This is a genomic window from Streptomyces sp. NPDC097981 (genome assembly GCF_040302565.1).
Classification (GTDB): Bacteria; Actinomycetota; Actinomycetes; order Streptomycetales; family Streptomycetaceae; genus Streptomyces.
This window is the reverse complement of sequence record NZ_JBEORW010000044.1, coordinates 53,825-72,653: the sequence shown is the minus strand read 5'-3', so window position 1 is coordinate 72,653 and position 18,829 is coordinate 53,825. Positions and strand designations below refer to the sequence as shown.

The 18,829-nt window shown below is 70.7% G+C and carries 14 protein-coding genes; 6 read left to right on the top strand and 8 right to left on the bottom strand.

Going from position 1 to position 18,829, the window contains the following annotated elements; translation table 11 throughout:
- Positions 1 to 297 precede the first annotated feature (297 nt).
- A complete protein-coding gene (locus ABTY04_RS32340) occupies positions 298 to 903 on the bottom strand; it encodes a TetR/AcrR family transcriptional regulator (protein WP_352217000.1) in 606 nt (201 codons plus the stop codon).
- A gap of 232 nt (positions 904 to 1,135) precedes the next feature.
- Here ABTY04_RS32340 and ABTY04_RS32335 point away from each other — a divergent pair, with 232 nt between their 5' ends.
- Entirely contained in the window at positions 1,136 to 2,323 is a 1,188-nt protein-coding gene (locus tag ABTY04_RS32335) for an FAD-dependent oxidoreductase (RefSeq protein WP_352216999.1), read from the top strand.
- A 556-nt stretch (positions 2,324 to 2,879) separates the two neighbouring features.
- On the opposite strand, the gene ABTY04_RS32330 is transcribed toward ABTY04_RS32335, so the two are convergent.
- Positions 2,880 to 3,707, bottom strand: a complete 828-nt coding sequence (locus ABTY04_RS32330) for a helix-turn-helix domain-containing protein (protein ID WP_352216998.1) — start codon at positions 3,705 to 3,707, stop codon at positions 2,880 to 2,882.
- Between the two features lie 338 nt (positions 3,708 to 4,045).
- Between ABTY04_RS32330 and ABTY04_RS32325 the strand changes: the two genes are divergently transcribed.
- A complete protein-coding gene (locus ABTY04_RS32325; RefSeq protein ID WP_352216997.1) occupies positions 4,046 to 4,171 on the top strand; it encodes a hypothetical protein in 126 nt (41 codons plus the stop codon).
- Positions 4,168 to 5,559: a (2,3-dihydroxybenzoyl)adenylate synthase gene (locus ABTY04_RS32320; RefSeq protein ID WP_352216996.1), complete on the top strand. Its 1,392-nt coding sequence runs from the start codon at positions 4,168 to 4,170 to the stop codon at positions 5,557 to 5,559. The genes ABTY04_RS32325 and ABTY04_RS32320 overlap by 4 nt, the downstream gene beginning before the upstream one ends.
- Before the next feature lie 60 nt (positions 5,560 to 5,619).
- Here ABTY04_RS32320 and ABTY04_RS32315 read toward each other — a convergent pair whose 3' ends face one another.
- The gene (locus tag ABTY04_RS32315; protein WP_352216995.1) at positions 5,620 to 6,231 is read right to left on the bottom strand and encodes a TetR/AcrR family transcriptional regulator; all 612 of its coding nucleotides are present in this window, start codon (positions 6,229 to 6,231) and stop codon (positions 5,620 to 5,622) included.
- Between the two features lie 78 nt (positions 6,232 to 6,309).
- On the opposite strand from ABTY04_RS32315, the gene ABTY04_RS32310 reads away from it, so the two are divergent.
- On the top strand, positions 6,310 to 6,774 hold the full coding sequence (locus tag ABTY04_RS32310; RefSeq protein ID WP_352216994.1) for a cupin domain-containing protein: 465 nt from the start codon (positions 6,310 to 6,312) through the stop codon (positions 6,772 to 6,774).
- Between the two features lie 101 nt (positions 6,775 to 6,875).
- Positions 6,876 to 9,386, top strand: a complete 2,511-nt coding sequence (locus ABTY04_RS32305) for a SpoIIE family protein phosphatase (protein WP_352216993.1) — start codon at positions 6,876 to 6,878, stop codon at positions 9,384 to 9,386.
- A gap of 218 nt (positions 9,387 to 9,604) precedes the next feature.
- Here ABTY04_RS32305 and ABTY04_RS32300 read toward each other — a convergent pair whose 3' ends face one another.
- The 5 genes from ABTY04_RS32300 to ABTY04_RS32280 form a co-directional block, all read right to left on the bottom strand.
- Positions 9,605 to 10,942 carry a hypothetical protein gene (locus tag ABTY04_RS32300; RefSeq protein WP_352216992.1) on the bottom strand — a complete coding sequence of 446 codons (1,338 nt, stop codon included), beginning with the start codon at positions 10,940 to 10,942 and terminating at the stop codon, positions 9,605 to 9,607.
- Positions 10,943 to 11,176: 234 nt separating this feature from the next.
- The gene (locus ABTY04_RS32295) at positions 11,177 to 11,599 is read right to left on the bottom strand and encodes a secondary thiamine-phosphate synthase enzyme YjbQ (protein ID WP_352216991.1); all 423 of its coding nucleotides are present in this window, start codon (positions 11,597 to 11,599) and stop codon (positions 11,177 to 11,179) included.
- Between the two features lie 43 nt (positions 11,600 to 11,642).
- Entirely contained in the window at positions 11,643 to 12,695 is a 1,053-nt protein-coding gene (locus ABTY04_RS32290; protein WP_352216990.1) for a DUF2804 domain-containing protein, read from the bottom strand.
- Positions 12,696 to 12,808: 113 nt separating this feature from the next.
- On the bottom strand, positions 12,809 to 14,920 hold the full coding sequence (locus ABTY04_RS32285; protein ID WP_352216989.1) for a SpoIIE family protein phosphatase: 2,112 nt from the start codon (positions 14,918 to 14,920) through the stop codon (positions 12,809 to 12,811).
- A gap of 895 nt (positions 14,921 to 15,815) precedes the next feature.
- A complete protein-coding gene (locus ABTY04_RS32280; RefSeq protein ID WP_352216988.1) occupies positions 15,816 to 16,352 on the bottom strand; it encodes a GNAT family N-acetyltransferase in 537 nt (178 codons plus the stop codon).
- Positions 16,353 to 16,711: 359 nt separating this feature from the next.
- Here ABTY04_RS32280 and ABTY04_RS32275 point away from each other — a divergent pair, with 359 nt between their 5' ends.
- Positions 16,712 to 18,592: a multicopper oxidase family protein gene (locus tag ABTY04_RS32275; protein ID WP_352216987.1), complete on the top strand. Its 1,881-nt coding sequence runs from the start codon at positions 16,712 to 16,714 to the stop codon at positions 18,590 to 18,592.
- Positions 18,593 to 18,829 lie beyond the last annotated feature (237 nt).

Genomic DNA, 18,829 nt, shown 5'->3' with positions numbered 1-18,829 from the left:
AAGCACCGTGCCGCCCGGCGACTCATCCAGTTCTACCCACCCCCCGCCCCCCTGGCAACGACCCCGCCTACTACAGCCCCTCGCAGCCGGCCACCGCCAAGCCTCCCGACAGCCTCCACGAATCCCTGCAGGCAGGAGCCCATATCGGGCACCAGCACCGGACCCGCTGAGAGCCACTACCCCGGTTCGTATGTGACGTGGGCCCTATGGGGCGGCTCACCCCGGGGGCACCCGAAACTCACCGAGAGTCACCGGCTGTACCCCTCCAAGAGGAGGGGCCGTTCTGTCCGCTCACGGTCACCCGTCCCGACCGGGGCGGTCTTCCTGTCGCGCCAGGGGCGTGGTGGTCCAGCCGTGTTCCAGCAGGGTGAACACGTCACGCATGGTCCGGGCCGGGTCTTCGCTCGCGCTGGCGATGCCGGGGGCTTCCAGGGCGAAGCGTGCCAGGCCGACGACGGCGGGGGCGTCCGCGGCGAGCCCGGTGGCATCGGCCAGGGCGGCGGCCAGCGCCTTCTCGTGGCGCGCCCACATGCGCCGGGCGTAGTCGCGCAGCGCGGGGGTGGATTCGACGAGGACGAACATGGGTTCGTCGGTCCGCAGGGCGGTACGGGTGTGCACCATGTGGTCGCGCAGGGCATGCAGCACGGACTGACCGGGGTTTCGGTCGCGAACGGCCGCGACCAGGGCACTCTCGATGTCCGCGTCCAGGTCGAAGACGAGGGCTTCCTTACTGGGGAAGTGCTTGAAGAGCGTGCTCAGCGAGACGTCCGCCGCCTCCGCCACCTCGCGTACGCCGACGTTGTCGAAGCCGCGCTCGGTGAACAGCCGCAGAGCGGCATCCGCCAGCGCCTGTCGTGTCTGGGCCTTCTTGCGCTCGCGGCGCCCTGTCGTCGTGTCGACCATGCCCACACCCTACCCGTTTGAGGGGACTCGTTCACAAAGGCGATCGGAGTGAAAGTCGGAGCGGTTGTACTTTTGTATCCGCTGTGCTTTTGTGAGCAGGCGTACCGCCGGACCGGCACCCGGAACCCGGGCCCGGACACACAGCGGAACGGCTGATCTGCCATGCCCGGAACAGGGCGTCACCACAAAGGCACCAGCACTCTCTTCAACCATCGAACGGAGCGTGACCCTCATGTCCACCACCCCTCGCATCGCAATCGCCGGAGCCGGCCTCGGCGGCCTCGTCTGCGCGCGCATCCTGCAGCAGCACGACGTGCCGGTCACGGTCTTCGAGCGTGAGAGCGACCCCCGCTCCCGCTCGCAGGGCGGCACTCTCGACATCGAGGAAGACACCGGCCAGGCAGCCCTGCGCGCAGCCGGTCTGTTCGACCAGTTCCTCGCCCTGTCCCGGCCCGAAGGCCAGGAGTGGCGCATGTACGACCGCCACGCGACCCTGCTACGCCACGACCGTGCCGGCGAGGGCGACCTGAGCAGGCCCGAGATCGACCGCGGCCGGCTGCGCACGCTGCTGCTGGAGTCCCTGGCCCCCGGCACGGTCCGCTGGGGCCACTCCGTGACGGCCGTCACCCCGCTGCCCCACGGCCCCCGCCTGCGCCTGCGCCTGCGCCACCACGACGGCACCGGCGAGGGCTTCGACGACTTCGACCTGGTCATCGGGGCCGATGGCGCCTGGTCCCGGGTGCGCCCCGCGCTCTCCGACGCCCAGCCCTCCTACGCCGGTGTCACGATGCTGGAGGCCCGCTTCGACGACATCGACCGCCGACACCCGGGCCTCACCCGCCTGCTCGGTCGCGGCACCATGTCGGCCAAAGCGGGCCGCCGCAGCCTGATACTGCAGCGCAACGGCAACGGACACGCCCGCGCCTACATCACCTTCCGTGGCCCCCAGGACTGGCACAGCGGCCTCGACCTCGCCGACACCGAAGCAGTACGCGCACACCTTCTCGCCCAGTACCGGGGCTGGCACGAGAGTCTGCTGGACATCCTGCGCGACAACGACGGCGGTTTCGTCAACCGGCCCGTGTACGTCCTCCCCGTTCCCCACGCCTGGCGGCGCGTACCCGGCATCACCCTGGTCGGCGACGCCGCCCACCTGATGCCGCCCGCCGGCGTCGGCGCCAACCTCGCCCTGCTCGACGGCGCCGAACTCGCCCAAGCCGTCATCCGCCACCCCACCATCGACGCGGCCCTCGACGCTTATGAGAGCGCCATGCTGCCCCGCGCCGCCGACAACGCCAGGACCGCCCAGCAGATGCTCACCACCCTCATGCCCGACACCGACTCCGAGGACGCCCTCTTCCCCGACTCCCTCTGGCCGACCAGCGCCGTCCCTGACTCCCCCGTCGCCCACACCGGCTGAGTCGGTTTCGCCACGTCGCCGAACGAGCCGCCGGCTCCGGCCAGGCAGGTGGCAACGTCGAGATGGGCTGACCACACAACGAGATCGAGGGCATCAGCCACAAGATGCTCAGGCAGAACCTGCGTCTGCCGGAGCGAAACGGCCCGCCGCCGCTTCGACTCCGCGTGAGGTGGCGCCGCAGCCCTCGGGCGCACGAGTACGCCCGCAGGGCCGGCCCGCACATGCGGGCCGGCCCTGCTCAGCCGGCCGCCTCCCCCGTCAGCAGCCGTCCGTCCCAGAGCCCTCCCGGCGCCGGCGGCTGCGCCTGCCGAGGGCTCCCGCCAAGCCGATCAAGGCACCCGAGAGCGCGCCGGCCACGAGAATGCGCAGCAGGTCTTCCATCAAGTACTCCCTTTCCGGGCCAGGTTCACCGTCGCCGGGTCCGCCGCGGCACCGAGCCGAAGATCTCTTCGTGTCGTGGCAGGGCGTTCCGTGTGCTCCGGCGCCTGGTCGACCACGAACGGGGACACTATCGACGTGCTGACGGCCTGGCTTGGAAAAATGTGACCTCACCCCCTCACAGGGCCAGGGCCCCTTCCGCCACGCGGGCGGCGGCCATCTGGCCGGGAGTGGTACCGGCCAGGGCGCGGAACTCGCGGTTGAGGTGGGCCTGGTCGTAGAAGCCGCAGACGGCAGCCACTTCGGTGAGCTGCCCGCCCTCGCGGGTGAGCAGCTTCACGGCCCGATCGAAGCGCAGCACCCGGGCGGAGGTCTTGGGCGTCAGGCCGATCTGTTCGGTGAACCGGCAGGCCAAGTAGCGCTGGCTCCAGCCCACTTCGGCCGCGATCCGGCTGACCGGGATCGCCCCTCCGGCGCGGGACAGCAGTCGCCATGCGTGGACCACCTCGGGTGCGGGATCCGGGCCACTCGCGAGCCGGGCCGACAGTGCGTTGTCCAACAGGTCGAAGCGGGCAGCCCAGTTGCCGGTCGCCGCCAGCTGCTCCGCCAGCATTCCGCTCTCGGGTCCCAGCACATCGCGCAGCTCGACCACTCGGTTGGTCAGCTCGCTCATCGGCACGGCGAACAGCCGGTAGGCGCCCAGCGGGGTCAGTTCGAGCCGAATGGCCTCCTGGCCACCGGGATGGTGACACACCCGGGGCCCGTCCTCCAGCCCCGCCACCAGCGAGCCGGTCACCTGAGTGGCGGGGTTCGAGTCCCCCAGCCGTCGGACCTGGGTGAACGGTTCTCCGAGGCTGATCACCACGACGGCCCGACCCGTGGGCACGAGCCGCACCCGATAGGGTGCGGCCACCGCCTCCCAGTAACCGGCATAGCTGTGCACGAACGGGCGCAACCGGCGCGGCCACGGTCGGGTCACCCGCCACCGGCCGCCCACGCGGGTCATTTCGACTCCCCGACCGGCCGTGCCCGTGTTCATGGCCACCGGCATTTCGCTCTCCCTCCCCGCGGCGACGAGCGCCCGGCGCCGGCCGAGCCCATCGAGAGTGGGCGCGCTTCGGCCCGTGCACCACTTCCTGATCAGACATCAGCATCGCAGAGCGCATGAGCGGCCGGTCGCCGCCGGGTTGCCGCCCCACGGGCTTCGGCCATGGCGCATGGCCGCCGAGAGGGGATTGAACCCCGCCGTTCCTCCTGGTCAGCGACGCCCGTTGGACTTTCTGCCGATGGGATTCAGAGTCCATGGTCGAGAAAGCGCATTGCACATGAGGGTGTCGGCACTGGATGGTCAAGATCAAGTACGCGGTGCGCACCGGCCTCTCGCTCGTTCCGCTCAAGGAGTGCTTCCTCGCCCCGTGGGCATCCGGATCCTGGTGGCGGCCCCTGCGCCGGAGGGAAGGAAGCGAATGACATCCATGCTCGACGGCTGCACGCCCTGGCCCGAGGATTTCGTCGACCGCTACTGGGCGGCAGGGCACTGGCGCGGCAACACCCTGGACAACCTGCTGCGCGGCTGGGCCCTGGAGTACGGGCCGCGGACCGCGCTCGTGCACGGCAGCACCCGCATCACGTACGCGCGCCTGAACCGGCGCGTGGACCGCATGGCCGCCGGATTCCGGCTGCGCGGCCTCCGGCCCGGGATGCGGGTCGTCGTCCAACTGCCGAACGTTCCCGAATTCGTCATCACCGTGTTCGCGCTGATGCGTGCCGGCGCGGTCCCCGTGCTCTGCCCGGTCTCACACCCCGCGTCCGAGGTGCCCGACCTCGTGCGGGTCACCCAAGCCGTCGGCTACGTCGCACCCTCGACGTACCAGGGCGTCGACCACACGGCGATGGCTGCGGACATCGCGGCCCGATGGCCGTTCCTGCGGCGGGTGTTCACCCTTGAGGCGCCGGGCGCCTCGTCCCCGTACAGCGGCGGCCTCACGACCGACCCGGCGGGCTGCCAGTACTCCCCGCTGGGCTCCATCGACGCCGCGCCCGAGCCGGCGCTCGGGCAGAGCGCCGGCCAGGTGGCGTTCTTGCTGCTCTCCGGCCGCGGCACCACGGCGCCCCTGCTCGTTCCGCGCACCCACAACGACTACGCCTATCAGGCGCGGGCCGCCGCCGAGCTGGTGTCGCTCACCGGGAACGACGTGTATCTCGCCGCGCTGCCCGCCGAGTCCAACTTCACCCTCGGCTGCCCCGGCATCATCGGCACCCTCTCCGTCGGCGGCACCGTCGTCCTTGCCGAGGACCCGGGACCTGCCGAGTGCCTTGCGGCCGTCGCACGGGAGCGGGTCACCATCACGTCGCTGGCGCCCGCCGCCGCCCGGCTCTGGCTCGACGCCCTTCCCGCGGTCCGGGCCGACGTGAGCAGTCTGCGGCTCGTCCAGGTCGGCGGCGCGCCCCTGGACCGGGCGACCGCCGAACGGATGGGACCCGAGCTGGGCTGTCGCCTCCAGCGGGTCTTCGGCATGGCCGAGGGGCTGCTCACCCTCACCGGGCCCGCCGATGCGGACGAGCCCGTGCTCACCACGCAGGGCCGCCCGCTCTCGCCCGATGACGAGATCCGCATCGTCGACGCCGACGGCACGGACGTACCCGACGGGGAGCCCGGCGGCCTCCTCGCCCGTGGTCCGTACACCCTGCGAGGCTACTACCGGGCGCCCGACCACAACGCGCACTCCTTCACCGCCGACGGCTACTTCCGCACCGGCGACGTTGCACGGCGCACCCCGGACGGCAACCTGGTGGTGACGGGCCGCCGCACGGAGGTACTGCGGCGGGCCGACCACGAGGACCCCTCTGACCTGTGACGGGCCGCGCCTGTCTGTGCAGGCGCGGCATCACGTACGTGATCCCGCACCGGTCCCCGGTCACCGCTCCGGAGCGGGTACCGAGGGGGCCGGGGCGTCCCCGCGCGGGGTCAGGCCGTCGAAGGCGAGGGCGAGGAAGCGGCGCCAGTCTCCGCTTCCGGTCCGGATGACGGCGGAGAGGCCTCCGACGAGCATGTAGACGTCCGAGACGGTGAGGTCCGCCCGCAGGGTGCCCGCGGCCCGCCCCTGGTCGAGCAGGGTCTGTACCGCGCCTTCGAGCTGGGCGAGCATCTCACCTCCCGGCGCCGACGAACCCGCGGCCGCCGCGACGGACGCGGTCAGTCCGCGGCTCTCGGACAGCACCCGGCCGACATGGTCGAGGTACCGGGCCAGCCCGCAGCCGGAGGCGGGATCGCGCAGGCAGTCGGTGCGCGCGACATGAAGGATCTCCGCGAAACGCTGCTCCGCCGCTGCCTCGATCAGGGCCTGGCGGGAGGGGAAGTGCCGGTACAGCGTGCCGATGCCGACGCCTGCGGCGCGTGCCACCTCGGGCATCTGGACCTCGTCGCCGCGTTCCTCGAACAATGCGCACGCTGCAGCCAGTACGCGGGCGCGGTTGCGTTCGGCGTCGGCACGCGGCTTGCGGCCGGGGGGTGTTGGTGGCGTTGACAAGTCCGGCGCTCCTCGGCGTACATTGAAGCGGAATCGGATTCCTGTTCCGATTATGCCATGTGAGGAGGGGGCACACCCATGTCCGAGGAGCGTTTCATCCTGCTTGAGCCCGGCGCCGCCCGGCCGGGGCGCATCCCGTTGCCGCCCGCGTTCGCCGTCAAGGCCAGGACGGACGACACGGAGGGACGGCTGTCGCTGCTGGAGGTCACCCTGGCGAAGGACATCCCCCGGCACACCCACCACCGCGCCGACGAATGCGTCTACGTGCTGGACGGCGTCCTGGAGATCGAGTTCGACGACCGGACGCACTCGGCACCGAAAGGGACGTTCGCGCTGCTGCCCCGCGGAGTCCCGCACGCACTCCGGCGTGCCTCGACCCCGCCGCCGCGCGTCCTGCAGATCTCCTCTCCCGGAGGCTGGGAGCAGTACGTCGAGGACCTGATCGAGGCCGGCCCCGCCGTGTTCACCGAAGGGCGGCTGGACCCGGCGAAGATCAACCCCATCGCCGCCAGGCACCACATCGGATACGACGAAAAGGCGTGACCGGTCCACCTGCCACCAGTAGGTCCACGTACCGGCGGCTCCACGGGCCCCACCGGAACTCCGGCCGCTCCTGACTCGCGCACGGTGCAAAACGCGACAGCATGGAGGGAGGGCGGTCGACCGTGGCTGCCCGCACAGGAGGGCGGAGGGCGTTACAGACCGTGACCAGGCAGCGCTTTGCGTTCTGCGGGGCTGAGCTGGCCGCTGTCTACGTGCTCACCGAGGGTCGTGAGGAACTCCATCTGGCCGAGATGACCGGAAACCGCGCCATGCTGTACGGGCTGCCGGCGGTACTCTCCGTGGACGGGCACTCCCCGGCCGCCGAGGCCTACCGCTCGGGCCGCCCGCTGTGGCTGAACCCGAAGGAACTCGCCGCGTACGTGGAGGAGGATCCGCACCACTTCCCCGGGCGGGTGCGGGAGGACTCCGTCAGGGTCTCCCCGGCCAGACTCTCGCTCGGTGCCCTGCCGCTCGGGCACGGCTCCAAGGAGCTGGGCTGTCTGATCGTCGCCGGCGAGGTCCCGGACGGGTTCGACGACGACCGACGGAGCCTGCTGGAGCTGTACGCCGACCAGGTCGCCGCCGGACTCGAATCGGTGGCCGCCCACACGTCCGGGCGTACGGCCCCGCGCCCCGTGCTGGGACACACGTTGGTGCCGCTCCGGGGCGGCGCGTTCATCCTGGACCTCGCCTCCGGCCGTCTGGAGGCGCATGCGCGCGTACTGGAGCTGCTCGGCATCCCGCCCGAGCAGTTCGACGGCAACGTGGACATGCTGCTGGCGAGTGCCGTGCCGGACGACATGCCCGCACTGATGGCCCTCGTGGAGCCTGACCGGCTGACGACGGAGCCGCAGCAGCTGGCGTTCCGCATCCGCCGGCCGGGAGGCGAACTTCGCTGGCTGGGCCTGCGGTGCCGGGTGACGACGGATGACGGCGGCACCCCCGTGCGGGTCCTCGGTGTGGTGGCCGACGCCTCCTACCTTCGCCCCACTGCCGACGAAGTGTCCATCGTGCAGCGGCTGTCCGCCAAGCTGGCCGGCGCGACGACCATCAGGGACGTCAGCCAGATCGTCGTCAACTCCCTGCGCGGCCCACTGGACGCGAGCCGGGTGGCGGTCGCCGAGCTGGACGCCGACCGGCTCGTGGTCACCGTCCTCGACCCTCCCGAGCCGCACGCGTGGCCGGGTATGTGGCGCTCGGAATGGCGATCCGAGTGGCCGGACGCGTCGGTGCACGACCTGCCGACGCTGCAGAACGCACTGCGGGAGGGCCATGTGAGCCTCTGGCCGCCGGGTGCGGACCTCGAACCCGCTCTCGCGGGGATCGGGCCCGGCGGGCTCGCGGTCCTGCCGCTGCCGGCGGACGGCCGGACGGTCGGGGTCTGCCTCGTGGGATGGGACGGTGAGCACCGGTTCGGACCCGAGGAGCGGTCGCTGCTGACCGCCACCGCGGGGCTGGTGGGGCAGGCGCTGATGCGCGCGCACGCGCTGGACGCCGGCCATGAACTCGCCACGATGCTCCAGCGCAGCCTGCTGCCGCGCAAACTCCCCTCGCTGCCCGGCGGGATGGCCGTCGCCCGGTATCTGCCCGCGACCGTGGGGCTCGAAGTGGGCGGCGACTGGTACGACGTCATCCCGCTCGGCGACAGCCACGTGGCGTTCGTCATCGGCGATGTGCAGGGGCACAGCGCCGGAGCCGCGACCATCATGGGCCAGATACGGACGGCCGTGAGGGCCTACGCGGTGGAGCGCCATCCGCCCGACGTGGTCATCGCCCGGGCCAATCGGCTGCTCGCCGGCATGGAGACGGACCTGTTCGCCACCTGTCTGTACGTGGACCTGGACATGGAGGAGGGCATCGCCTGGTTCGTCCGCGCCGGTCACCTGCAGCCGATCCTGCGCAGCCCGGACGGCAGCACCGAGGAGATGGCGCTCGAAGGAGGACCGCCACTGGGAGTGGTCACGGACGCCGAATTCCCCATGACGGAGGTCGGCTTGGTCCCGGGGACCTTGCTGGCCCTGCTGACGGACGGCATGGTCGAGTCGTCCAACGTCCGCCTGGAGGACGGCATGCGCCGGGTGTGCGACGTCCTGGCCGCGGCGGACCCGGTCGACCCGGGGATGATGGCCGATGAACTGCTCGCGGGTGTCAACCGGCGGGACGACGACGTGGCGCTGCTGCTCCTGCGCTACGACGGCACCCGCGTCCGGCCCATGCGGACGAACTGGACCGTCTGGCGGCTCCCGAACGCCGTCCATCACGCCCGCCGTTTCGCCGCGCGCACACTGCGCTCGTGGGGCGTGGCGGAGGAACTCGACATCGCCCTGCTGGTGGTCTCCGAGCTGGTCACCAATGCGATCGCCCATACGCAGGGAGAGGTGCGGCTGGATCTGACGCTGTCCGCCGACCGGCTGCGGATCGCCGTGAACGACGCCTCGCCCCGCAGCCCGGTCAAGCCTGCGGACGTGGACTGGTCGGCGACCGGGGGCCGCGGGCTCCTCATCGTCGAGGCGACGACGGCGGCGTGGGGCGCGGTACCGCTCAGCAGCGGCAAGCAGGTATGGGCCGAAGTGCCGCTGGCCGCGAACGAACGGCTCGTCGGACGTGGGTGACGGCGCCGCCCTGGCGGCACGCCATGGCGAAGGACGCGATCGGGCGCCTCGATCGCCACCGGACGACCACGTCGAGACGATCACCCCGGGCGGGGCACACGGCGGGGTCGGAAGCGGCGCGCCCTCCGCCGTGTGCCCGCTGTCCGGAGACCGCACCCGCGAAGCCATCAAGTCCGCCGGCCCGCTCCCCTGCGCTGCGGGTTTCTGTGGATTCCGGCTCAGGCGAAACGCGCGCTGGGCACGGGACCCGAGGAGCGGACCCGGTCTCGCGGGCTGCTTGCCCACAACCCGGCTGCGCGGGAGACGAAGGCTGCCAGTTCCTCGTCCGGGTCGGCCGGCGTCTGCCCGTCGCCCTCCTGCGGGGCCGGATCGGCAGCCAAGACCGCCTCGGCCAGCTCCTCGGCCGAGCGCTCGTCGGGCTCCGACTGCTCCGTCTCGCCGTCCTCGGTGAGCCGCAGGCCCGACTCCCAGGGGGCGATCACGGTCTGTACCAGCATGGTGCAGACGTCGGCCGTCGCGGCAGGCGTATCGGTCCAGCAGGTGGCGTGCTCGAAGAGCAGTTCGCCCGCAGCCCGCTCCCCCAGCGCGGCCACCAGGTCGGGATCGCACTCGTTCAGGTCGTACGCGACCACCAGCCCGTCCGGAGTACCCGGCTGGTAGGGAGAGGCCGGGACGCCGAGGAGGCGGGCCGCCGCCAGGCCGAGCGCCCGGCTGCCCCGGTCCGGCAGCAGGCCGATGGACGCGGGCTTGCGACCGCCGGCGTCCAGGACCGTCCGCAGCCGCTCCAGGCCGTGCCTGCATGAGCCGAAGTCGTCCTGCACATAGGCCCAGCGGCCGGTCATGCCCTGTTCGAACCCGTGCGGTGAGAGGGTGGTGAGCAGCCCGCCGGTCAGCACGTAGTGCCAGCCGCGCAGGTCCCGCAGGCCCGTCGGCGGCACGGCCGCGGCACGCTCAAGCATCCGCCCGACCCGGCTGCCGGGCTCCACCCAGACTCCCTCGGGAGCCGAGAGCGCATCGAACACCTGCCGGGCCATGTCGATCCGACCGCTCATCACAGCGTTGTAGACCGTCAGGTAGCGGTCCGGCCAGTCGCTCAGCAGGGCATCGTTCTCGTGCAGCAGGGCCAGGGCCTCGGCATGCCGCTCGTCCCGTTCCAGGGACGTCACCAGCTCCAGCAGGACGCGGCGGGGGGCGAGCTTCGGTTCGGACTGCTGCTCGGGCTTGCGGCGGAACAGACCGGTGCGCTCCGGCGGCGCGGGCGGTGCCAGAGTCAGCCGCAGCGCCTCCTTCAGGGCAGGGGCGGCCAGTGCGGGGATACCGCGCTCCACGCAGGCGTAACCGAACCGGTAGAGCCGGTCGGCGTCTCCGGGCCGGGCCACCAGGGCTGTCGAGGCCTCGGAGAGATCCGTGAAACCGGCGCCTTCGGCCAACCTGGCCACCAGCGGCGCGATCTCGGCGGACGCGAGCCCTTCCGCGGCGAGCCGCAGTATCCGCATCGACCCTTGCGGGTCGCCGGACTCGAAGATCTCCCAGGCCTCGGACAGTTCGGTGGTCATGTGTCTCCGGTGATCGGGGGGCGTTGGGTCCTCAGGATGATCACCGGCAGCCCGGCGTCCGGGCAACCCAATTTCACGCGCTGCACCTTCGGATGGACGGCGTCGGCCGGGTCACCTGCTCTTCCGCAGCTCGTAGAGGTCCTCTGCCGAGCCCGCCCCGACCCGCCCGTCGGACCATGTGCCGGCCACGGCCGCCGGGGTGATCAACGGCGGGGCGGTAACTCGGCCGTCGGGTCAGGCCAAGAAGGACAGCCGCACCGTGCGCTGAGGGTTGTCCCGGTTGGTGTCCACCAGGACGACCGACTGCCACGTTCCCAGTGCCAGCTCGCCGCGCACCACGGGCAGTGTGGCGTGTGGCGGTACGAAGGCCGGAAGCACGTGGTCACGGCCGTGTCCCGGGGAGCCGTGCCGATGGTGCCAGCGGTCGTCGGCCGGCAGCAGCGTACGCAAGGACTCCAGGAGGTCGTGATCGCTGCCGGCGCCCGTCTCGATGACCGCCAGCCCGGCCGTCGCGTGGGGCGTGAACACGTTGAGCAGTCCGCTCCGCCCCCGGGCCTGCTCCCTCAGGAACGCCGAGCATGCTGCGGTCAGGTCGTGCACGGTCTCCGCCGAGCCCGTGGCGACGGTCAGGGTCCGCGTGGTGAACGTTTCCGGCATGGACGTATTGTCGCCGGGCGCGCCCTCTTCATCCGGGCGGCGACTACCAGCGCATGCGTACGTCCTCCGCCCAGCCCAACAGCCGGTCGACCGGGATCAGCTCGCCGTCGTCGCTGCGAACGGTCCCCGAGTAGTGGCCGAAGCACTGGTTCGTACGGTTGCCGATCAGGCCCGTCTCGGTCCGTGCGACTCGGTTGTGGAACGGCGTGAAAACCAACTGCACCTGGTTGGGCCCGCCGACGCGGACGGTCCAGGGCTCCAGTGGATCGTGCAGGGAGTAGTGCCATTCCAACTCTTGGCCGATCTTGGAGATCCTGCCGTCCACGCACAGCGCGTTCTCGGTCGAGCCGGTGCCGTGCGTCCACCGTCCGCCGAACTGGAGCCCCACGGTGTGCCCGCCCGTGCGGCCGGACGCGGCACCCCAGTTCCACGCCACTCGACGGGGCCATCGTCCCCGCCCGTGATCGAGAGTGGCCCAGGCGTCGTCGCCGAAGACGAGCACGTCGCCGCCAATGCGCAGTGTTCCCGTGGCAGGCCGTGCCGTGTGTTTGGACGTGTACTGGAAACGGCGCTCGCTCCAGGGGACGACGACGGACAGGGTTTCGTGTCCGTCCGGCAGCTCGGTGAGCAGATCCACTTCGACCGGCCGGCGGTCAGGGCTCGTGCACCGCGCCCGGAGCCGGGTGGCGGTGCCCGCGGCGCTGATCTCGATGCGCACCTGGCCGCGCACGGGCCGCTCGGGACCCACGAGAACGGGGGCGCAGCCGTCGGCTCCGGCGATGCCGTCGGGGAGGCGCACCCCGAGTCCGCCTGGCACGACGGCGGTGCGCTCGAACTCCCGCCGCGGGCCGCCGGAGCCGAAGTCCAGCACGTACACGGAGTGGAGAGCGAGGTAGTCGAGATCGCTGACGGTGAGGGCGACCAGATGGGTCGGTGTGGTCACACACCAGTACTCCCACCGTTTGGTCCGTCCCCAGCCGCTGATCCGCGAACGGTGCAGGGGGCGCCGTGACCAGCCGACCGCCGCCGGGGCGAGGCGTCCGTCGTCCAGGCACAGATCGACAGGCGCCGTGATCTCCCGCTCATGCGTGACCATGACCGGACCCTATGCGGTGGCAGAGGCGACGGTCGAGTACCGGGGTGCGCATCGGGACGGACACCTCGGCGTGGCCTCTTCGGCAGCCCTCCCCCGGGCCCGGCCCGCTCGCCTCACGGGTACGGGGGCATGGCGTCCGGCTCGGCGGCCAGAGGCGTGGCTTCTGCGACGAGGACGGCGACGTCGTCGTGGTCGTCGGGGTGGCGCAGGGAGTGCAGCAGCCACTGACAGGTGTCCTTCAGGGCCCGCCGGGGTTCGTCCAGGGTGCGGAGCAGGGTGTTCAGGCGCTCGTCGATGGGGTGGTGGCGGGTTTCGACCAGGCCGTCGGTGTAGAGGACGAGCCGGTCTCCAAGACCGAGGTCGAAGGCAGTGGTGTGGAAGGGGACGCCGCCGACGCCGAGCGGGGCTCCGGTGGGAAGGTCGACCAGCTCGGCGAGGCGCCCGGCTGAGGCGAGGACAGGCGGGAGGTGGCCGGCATTGGCGATGCTGCACCTGTGGCCGTGAGGGTCGTAGACGGCGTAGATGCAGGTGGCGATGTAGTGCTCAAGCCCTTGGGTGATCTTGTCCAGGTGCTGGAGGACCTCGTCGGGGGCGAGGTCGAGATCGGCCAGCACACAGGTTGCGGTGCGCAGGCGCCCCATGGTGGCGGCGGCGTCGATGCCGTTGCCCATGACGTCGCCGACCACCAGTGCGGTCCTGTCGCCGGCGAGGGGGATGGCGTCGTACCAGTCGCCTCCGACCTCGTGGGTGGCCTGGGCGGGCTGGTAGAGGGAGGCGACGTCCAGCCCGGTGAGCTCGGGCGGGCGGCTGGGCAGGAGGCTGCGCTGGAGGGTCTCGGCGGTGTTGCGGACGCTCTGGTGCCAGCGGGCGTTGTCGATGGCGACTGCGGCCCGGGCGGCTATCTCCCCGGCGAGGAGCACGTCGTCCTCGTCGAAGGCGAGGGGGTTGCGGGCGCGTACCAGGTCCACGACCCCGAGGACCTCGTTGCGGGCGATCAGCGGCACCGCGAGATACGAGTGCACTCCGGCCTGGACGAAGGCCGCCGCGGCGTCGGCGTCACGGCCGATGTGCCGCAGGTCGCTGCCGGTGGCGTGGGCGACGACGACGGGCCGTCCGGTGTGGACGCAGCGGGTGATCAGCCGGTCGGGACCGTACGCGGCGGTGTCGCCGACCTGGAGCGCCGCAGCGGCCACGGGAGTGGGATAGGAGGCGGCCACCGCCAGCGCGCGGAACAGCTCCGGGCCCCCTTCGCTTGCGGGACCGGAGCGGCGGAAGGCCAGCGCGTCGTCGAGGACGTCGACCGTGGCCACGTCGGCCAGGTCGGGCACGGCGACCTGGACCAGCTCCCGCGCCGTGCGCTCCACCTCCAGGGTGGCGCCCACGCGGGCGGACGCGTCGGCGATCACGGCCAGGCGGCGTCGGGCGCGGTCCGCCTCGGTGGTGGCCCGGTGGCGTTCGCTGACGTCGACGACCGAGTACGCCACCCCGACCACGCGGCCGCTGGCCGTTTCGAGGCGGTAGTACGAAACCGACCAGGCGTGGTCGTGGTCAGGGTCGGCCGGGGTGCGGCCGACGGTGTACTGGTCGATCAGCGGGACGCCGCTGAGCAGCACCTGGCGCAGCGCGGACTCGATGGTCTCCACGTCGAGGAACGGCATGATGTCGGCGGGCCGGCGGTCGATGTGGTCGGCGGCCGGGATTCCGTTGATGCCTTCCAGGGCCGGGTTGACCAGCAGGTAGCGCAGGTCGGTGTCCAGCAGGGCGATGCCGATGGGGGCCTGTGCCACCAGGCGCTGGGAGAGCGCCAGGTCCCGCTCCACCCGTTGGAGCGTGGTCTGGTCGGCGGCGATGCCCAGGGCGTAGGTGTCGCCGAGGTCGTCCAGAAGCCGCATGTTGCGGAACTCCACCAGCCGCGTACTGCCGTCCTTGTGCCGGATCGGGAACGCGCCGGCCCAGCTCGCCCCGGTGCCCATCACCTTGGCGAACAGCTTGACCACCAGGTCGCGGTGCTCCTCGTGGGCCAGGAGCCGGGAGGCGTACTCCCCGAGGGCCTCCTCGGCGGTGTAGCCGAACACCTCGTTCGCCTGCGGGCTCCAGAACACGATCCGCCCGCGGGTGTCGATGACGATCGCAGCCACGTTCAGCAGATCGAGCAGTCCTCCCGGCGGGGCGGGCCCTGTCGTGTGTTCCCGCTCCGGTCCGGGGGGCTGCTCGTGTGCATCCATGCCTTGCGGCCTCCCTCGTCGGACGTGTGTCGAAGCGGGCATGTTCGAGGCGGGCACGTCGCGGACGGGCAGAGCGACGTGGCCGGGGCTGGCCGGGTGGCCGGTCTGCGGTCACGGCGGCGCCCGGGGCGGCCTCCGGAGCGACCTCCACGAGCGTGTCGACCGCCGCCGGGTACGGGATCGGAGGACTGCCGGGTGCGACGGGGCGCACAGCGGGATGCGCGGGGCGTCGGCGCTGAGGGTCCGGCGCGTGGCCGCGGCCGCCCTGCGCAGGTCCTGGTGCCCGTGCCCATGCCCGTGCTGGGCCGCGCCCCGGGCCTGCGCGTCTGCAGGCAGCGTCAGGTTGCCCGGCTTCGTTCCCGCTGGCCGGCGGACGGCGCGCAGGGCGGACCGGGAGAAAACCAGCCCGTCCGGGCCGAACCGGCCCCTGTGACAGGTGACCGCATCGGTCTCGGCGTCGATGTCGGAGGTCGAGAAGACGAGCCGTTCGGCTCCCAGCAAGCCATCCATCGGGCAACCACCTCACGCACTGGCCGGTCACAGGCCGACACGCAGCCTGACGGGCGGGCCACGGCCCTTCACCGTGCGGCTGGTCCGTAAGGGCCTTGAGACCAGCATCTCGCGGCGGCGCCGCGCGCACGAGGCGAGCCGGTCCCCCTGGCGATGGCGCCGAGAGCAGGCCCCTGTCCCGCTCCGTGTGACGGGCGCAGGCTCGGGAGGATCGGCGGTCGCGCCCCGCCGGCCGGGCGGCCGGGCGCCACACAGCAGGCCTCGCGCACGGCGACCGGATCCGGGCCGAGGTCGGGCAACCGCATCAGTGCCGTGAGCAGCGTGGCCTGCCCGGCGGGGATTGAGATGGCCGACGTCCTCGCCCGGGCGCAGCATAAGGAGCCCGTCACATGGGGAGCGAGAACAGCCGTACTGGCCCCGGGGACCAGCGGGCATCGTCGCGCAGGGGCGTCACCATGGTCCGCAGCGGCATGGTCACCAGGCGGCCTTCGGGTTGTTCGACGAGTACGTCCTCGTCGAGCGGGTGCCATCCGAGGCGCTGGTAGAGCGACACGAGGGGAGGTCGGCAGAACAGGAGTGCGTGCCGGGGACCCATCGTGCGGGCATGCTCCAGTGCAGCTTCGACGACGAGCCGCGCCAGCCCCCGCCTTTGCATGCCGGGTGCGACGGCCACCCCGCCGACGCCCACCATCTCTGTCTCGGCGTCGCCGATCGCGACGGGCAGTCGCAGCAGGCCGGCGTGTGCCACGAGCCGGTCGTCGTGTCTGATGCCGAAGTGCTCTTCCTTCGGCAGCCAGGTCAAACCGGTCGAGGCAACACCGAAGGGATCACTGCTGCTGCCAAGGATCTCCTCCTGATCCGCCTTCGTGTACGCGGGGAGTCGCACCACAGTCGGTGCCCCAGGGAATCGGTTCTCAGACATCCCCACATGATGATCTCTCCGGTGAGCACGGGCCAGGCGATGCCGCCAAGTATCACCACGGGCCGACGGCCGACATGTCCGAAATATTGATATCTGCCCGGCATTTTGAATGCGTCACAATATTGAATTGCCGCACAGCGAAGCGGTGAATATCAGTGGATTGTCGACCCACGAAGCGCCCGGTGGTTTTAGATGTATTCGGACCGGCGGTGTCGAATTTCTACCGAGATCGACCCGCCGCGTGTCTTCCTCGCGCCGAACGGCGCGCTGCCGCACCATTTCGAACCGGCACTGTATTCCTTGGACACACATGACGTGCTGGAAGGGTGGAGACGATGGTTGGGCGAAGGAATTTCCTGATGGCCGGGGCCATGGGGGGTGCGGCCATGCTTCCGCGGGGTTTTCTGGGAGCGCAGGCGAATGCGTCGCCGGCTCACGGGACGGACTCTACGGACACCGCGATTCCACATACCCCTCCGCTGGAGAAATTCGTCGACCCGCTGCCCAGGCCGATGACGGCCATCCCGGATCCTTCCGTCTATCCGGGCGCCGACTACTACGAGTTCACGATGCGGCAGGGGTCGTGGAGCTTCCACCGGGATCTCGGGCCGGCAACCGTGTGGGGTTACTGGGCCAAGAACCCGCACAACCCTCACAAGCCCATCGGCATGGGCTACCTCGGGCCGACCATCAGCGTGAACAACGACCACCCGACGGTCGTCAAGTACCGCAACAAGCTCCCGACCACCCACCTGTTCCAGTTCGTGATCGACGAAATCCGCAAGGGGAACCCCCAGCTCACCCCGACCGCTCCGCCTCCCTACGAGAGCAAGCAGCCTTTCCCCTCGAATGTCAACGTGTGGAACGTCGTACACCAGCACGGCGGTTTCACACCACCACAGTCCGACGGAATGCCGCTGCACTCGTACAGCCCGGACGGAATCCACGCCGAGTCCTACACCACCTTGGACCCGAGCAGGACCAAACCCAACGAAGCGGTCTGCGCCTACACCAACCACGAACGTTCGAGCATGCTCTGGTATCACGATCACGGCATGGGGATGACCAGCGTCAACGTCTACGCTGGTCTGGCCGGTCTCTATTTCATTCGTGACCCCGCCGACGACCGGCTCGGGCTGCCGCAAGGCGAATTCGAGGTGCCTCTCATCCTGCAGGACCGGACCTTCAACGCAGACGGCTCGCTCGCCTACACCATGACCCTGCAGCAGGGCGAAGACACCCCCGTCGTCAACGGCAAGGCGTACCCCTTCCTGGCCGTCGAGCCACGACGCTACCGGCTGCGGGTTCTCAACGCCTCGAACGAGCGTTTCTGGCGGCTGATGTTCAGCGTTCCCGAGGACGTACTGCCTCAGCCCACACTGCCGTTCTGGCTGATCGGCACCGACGGCGGCTTCCGTGCTCCGCTGCACATGCTGAACTTCCTGATCTCGCCGGCCGAACGGTACGACCTTCTCGTCGACTTCAGCAAGATGCCCATGGGCACGAAGATCAAATTGATGAACTACAACGCGCCGGTCCACTTCCCCGGCGGCGACGGACCGGAAATCTCGGACGTCATGGAGTTCCATGTCACCAAACCATTGTCCGGAGGCGGGGACAGGACGACGCCGCCCAGGGAGCTTGAGCTGCCGACGGCCAGACCCATCGAGGTGACGCCACACACCCGCCGACGGGAATGGGTCCTGTACCAGCACCAGCTCTTCGGCACCATGACGCTCAACGCAGTGCCCTTCATGGAACCGTCCCAGGACTTCATCAAGGTGGGCTCGTCCGAGATCTGGGAGTACATCAATCCCAACCACGACGCCCACCCGATGCATGTCCACCTCGTCAACTTCCAGGTGTTGAACAGGCAGCCGATCGACGCAGCCGGCTACCAGGAAGACTACGAAAAATGGCTTTACGGCGGCCGCAAACCGGAGAACAGGCCGGTGTTGGCGAACTATCTCACCGGCCCACCGATTCCGCCGGACCCGGACGAAGCACTGTCCGACAAGGACACGGTCAGGTCCTATCCGGAGACCGTGACCAGGATCATCATTCAGGAATTCACACCGCCGACGGGTGAGATCGCGTCGATTCCGGGCAGCGCCACCGAGCTGCCGGCGGAGTACGTCCACCACTGCCACATCCTCGAACACGAGGACGACGACCTCATGCGCCCGTGGACGATCGTCGGCGACGGCGACCACGGCCAGGGCCAGGGCCACGGCCGCTGACGGTGACGGTGACGGTGTCGCACGATGTGCGCGTGCCGGTCCACGCCCATGGGGCCCGGACCGGCACGACCGGCTCCACCAGCGGTTCGCCGGTCGTCCGTTCTCAAGGCGCGGTGATCCGCACAGCCCGGTCGGCTCCGGCGTGGATACGGGCGCGGGCAGGACCCGTACGTCATGGTTGTGTCACCGGAGCGGCACGGCACCGTGTCTGCGGGAACTCCGGCGGGCCGTTTGCCG

Bases quoted from the DNA above. Each gene is read 5' to 3' on its own strand.
- ABTY04_RS32340 (WP_352217000.1), bottom strand. From the start codon at position 903: ATGGTCGACACGACGACAGGGCGCCGCGAGCGCAAGAAGGCCCAGACA.
- ABTY04_RS32335 (WP_352216999.1), top strand. From the start codon at position 1,136: ATGTCCACCACCCCTCGCATCGCAATCGCCGGAGCCGGCCTCGGCGGC.
- ABTY04_RS32330 (WP_352216998.1), bottom strand. From the start codon at position 3,707: ATGACCCGCGTGGGCGGCCGGTGGCGGGTGACCCGACCGTGGCCGCGC.
- ABTY04_RS32325 (WP_352216997.1), top strand. From the start codon at position 4,046: ATGGTCAAGATCAAGTACGCGGTGCGCACCGGCCTCTCGCTCGTTCCG.
- ABTY04_RS32320 (WP_352216996.1), top strand. From the start codon at position 4,168: ATGACATCCATGCTCGACGGCTGCACGCCCTGGCCCGAGGATTTCGTC.
- ABTY04_RS32310 (WP_352216994.1), top strand. From the start codon at position 6,310: ATGTCCGAGGAGCGTTTCATCCTGCTTGAGCCCGGCGCCGCCCGGCCG.
- ABTY04_RS32305 (WP_352216993.1), top strand. From the start codon at position 6,876: ATGGAGGGAGGGCGGTCGACCGTGGCTGCCCGCACAGGAGGGCGGAGG.
- ABTY04_RS32300 (WP_352216992.1), bottom strand. From the start codon at position 10,942: ATGACCACCGAACTGTCCGAGGCCTGGGAGATCTTCGAGTCCGGCGAC.
- ABTY04_RS32295 (WP_352216991.1), bottom strand. From the start codon at position 11,599: ATGCCGGAAACGTTCACCACGCGGACCCTGACCGTCGCCACGGGCTCG.
- ABTY04_RS32290 (WP_352216990.1), bottom strand. From the start codon at position 12,695: ATGGTCACGCATGAGCGGGAGATCACGGCGCCTGTCGATCTGTGCCTG.
- ABTY04_RS32285 (WP_352216989.1), bottom strand. From the start codon at position 14,920: ATGGATGCACACGAGCAGCCCCCCGGACCGGAGCGGGAACACACGACA.
- ABTY04_RS32280 (WP_352216988.1), bottom strand. From the start codon at position 16,352: ATGTCTGAGAACCGATTCCCTGGGGCACCGACTGTGGTGCGACTCCCC.
- ABTY04_RS32275 (WP_352216987.1), top strand. From the start codon at position 16,712: ATGGCCGGGGCCATGGGGGGTGCGGCCATGCTTCCGCGGGGTTTTCTG.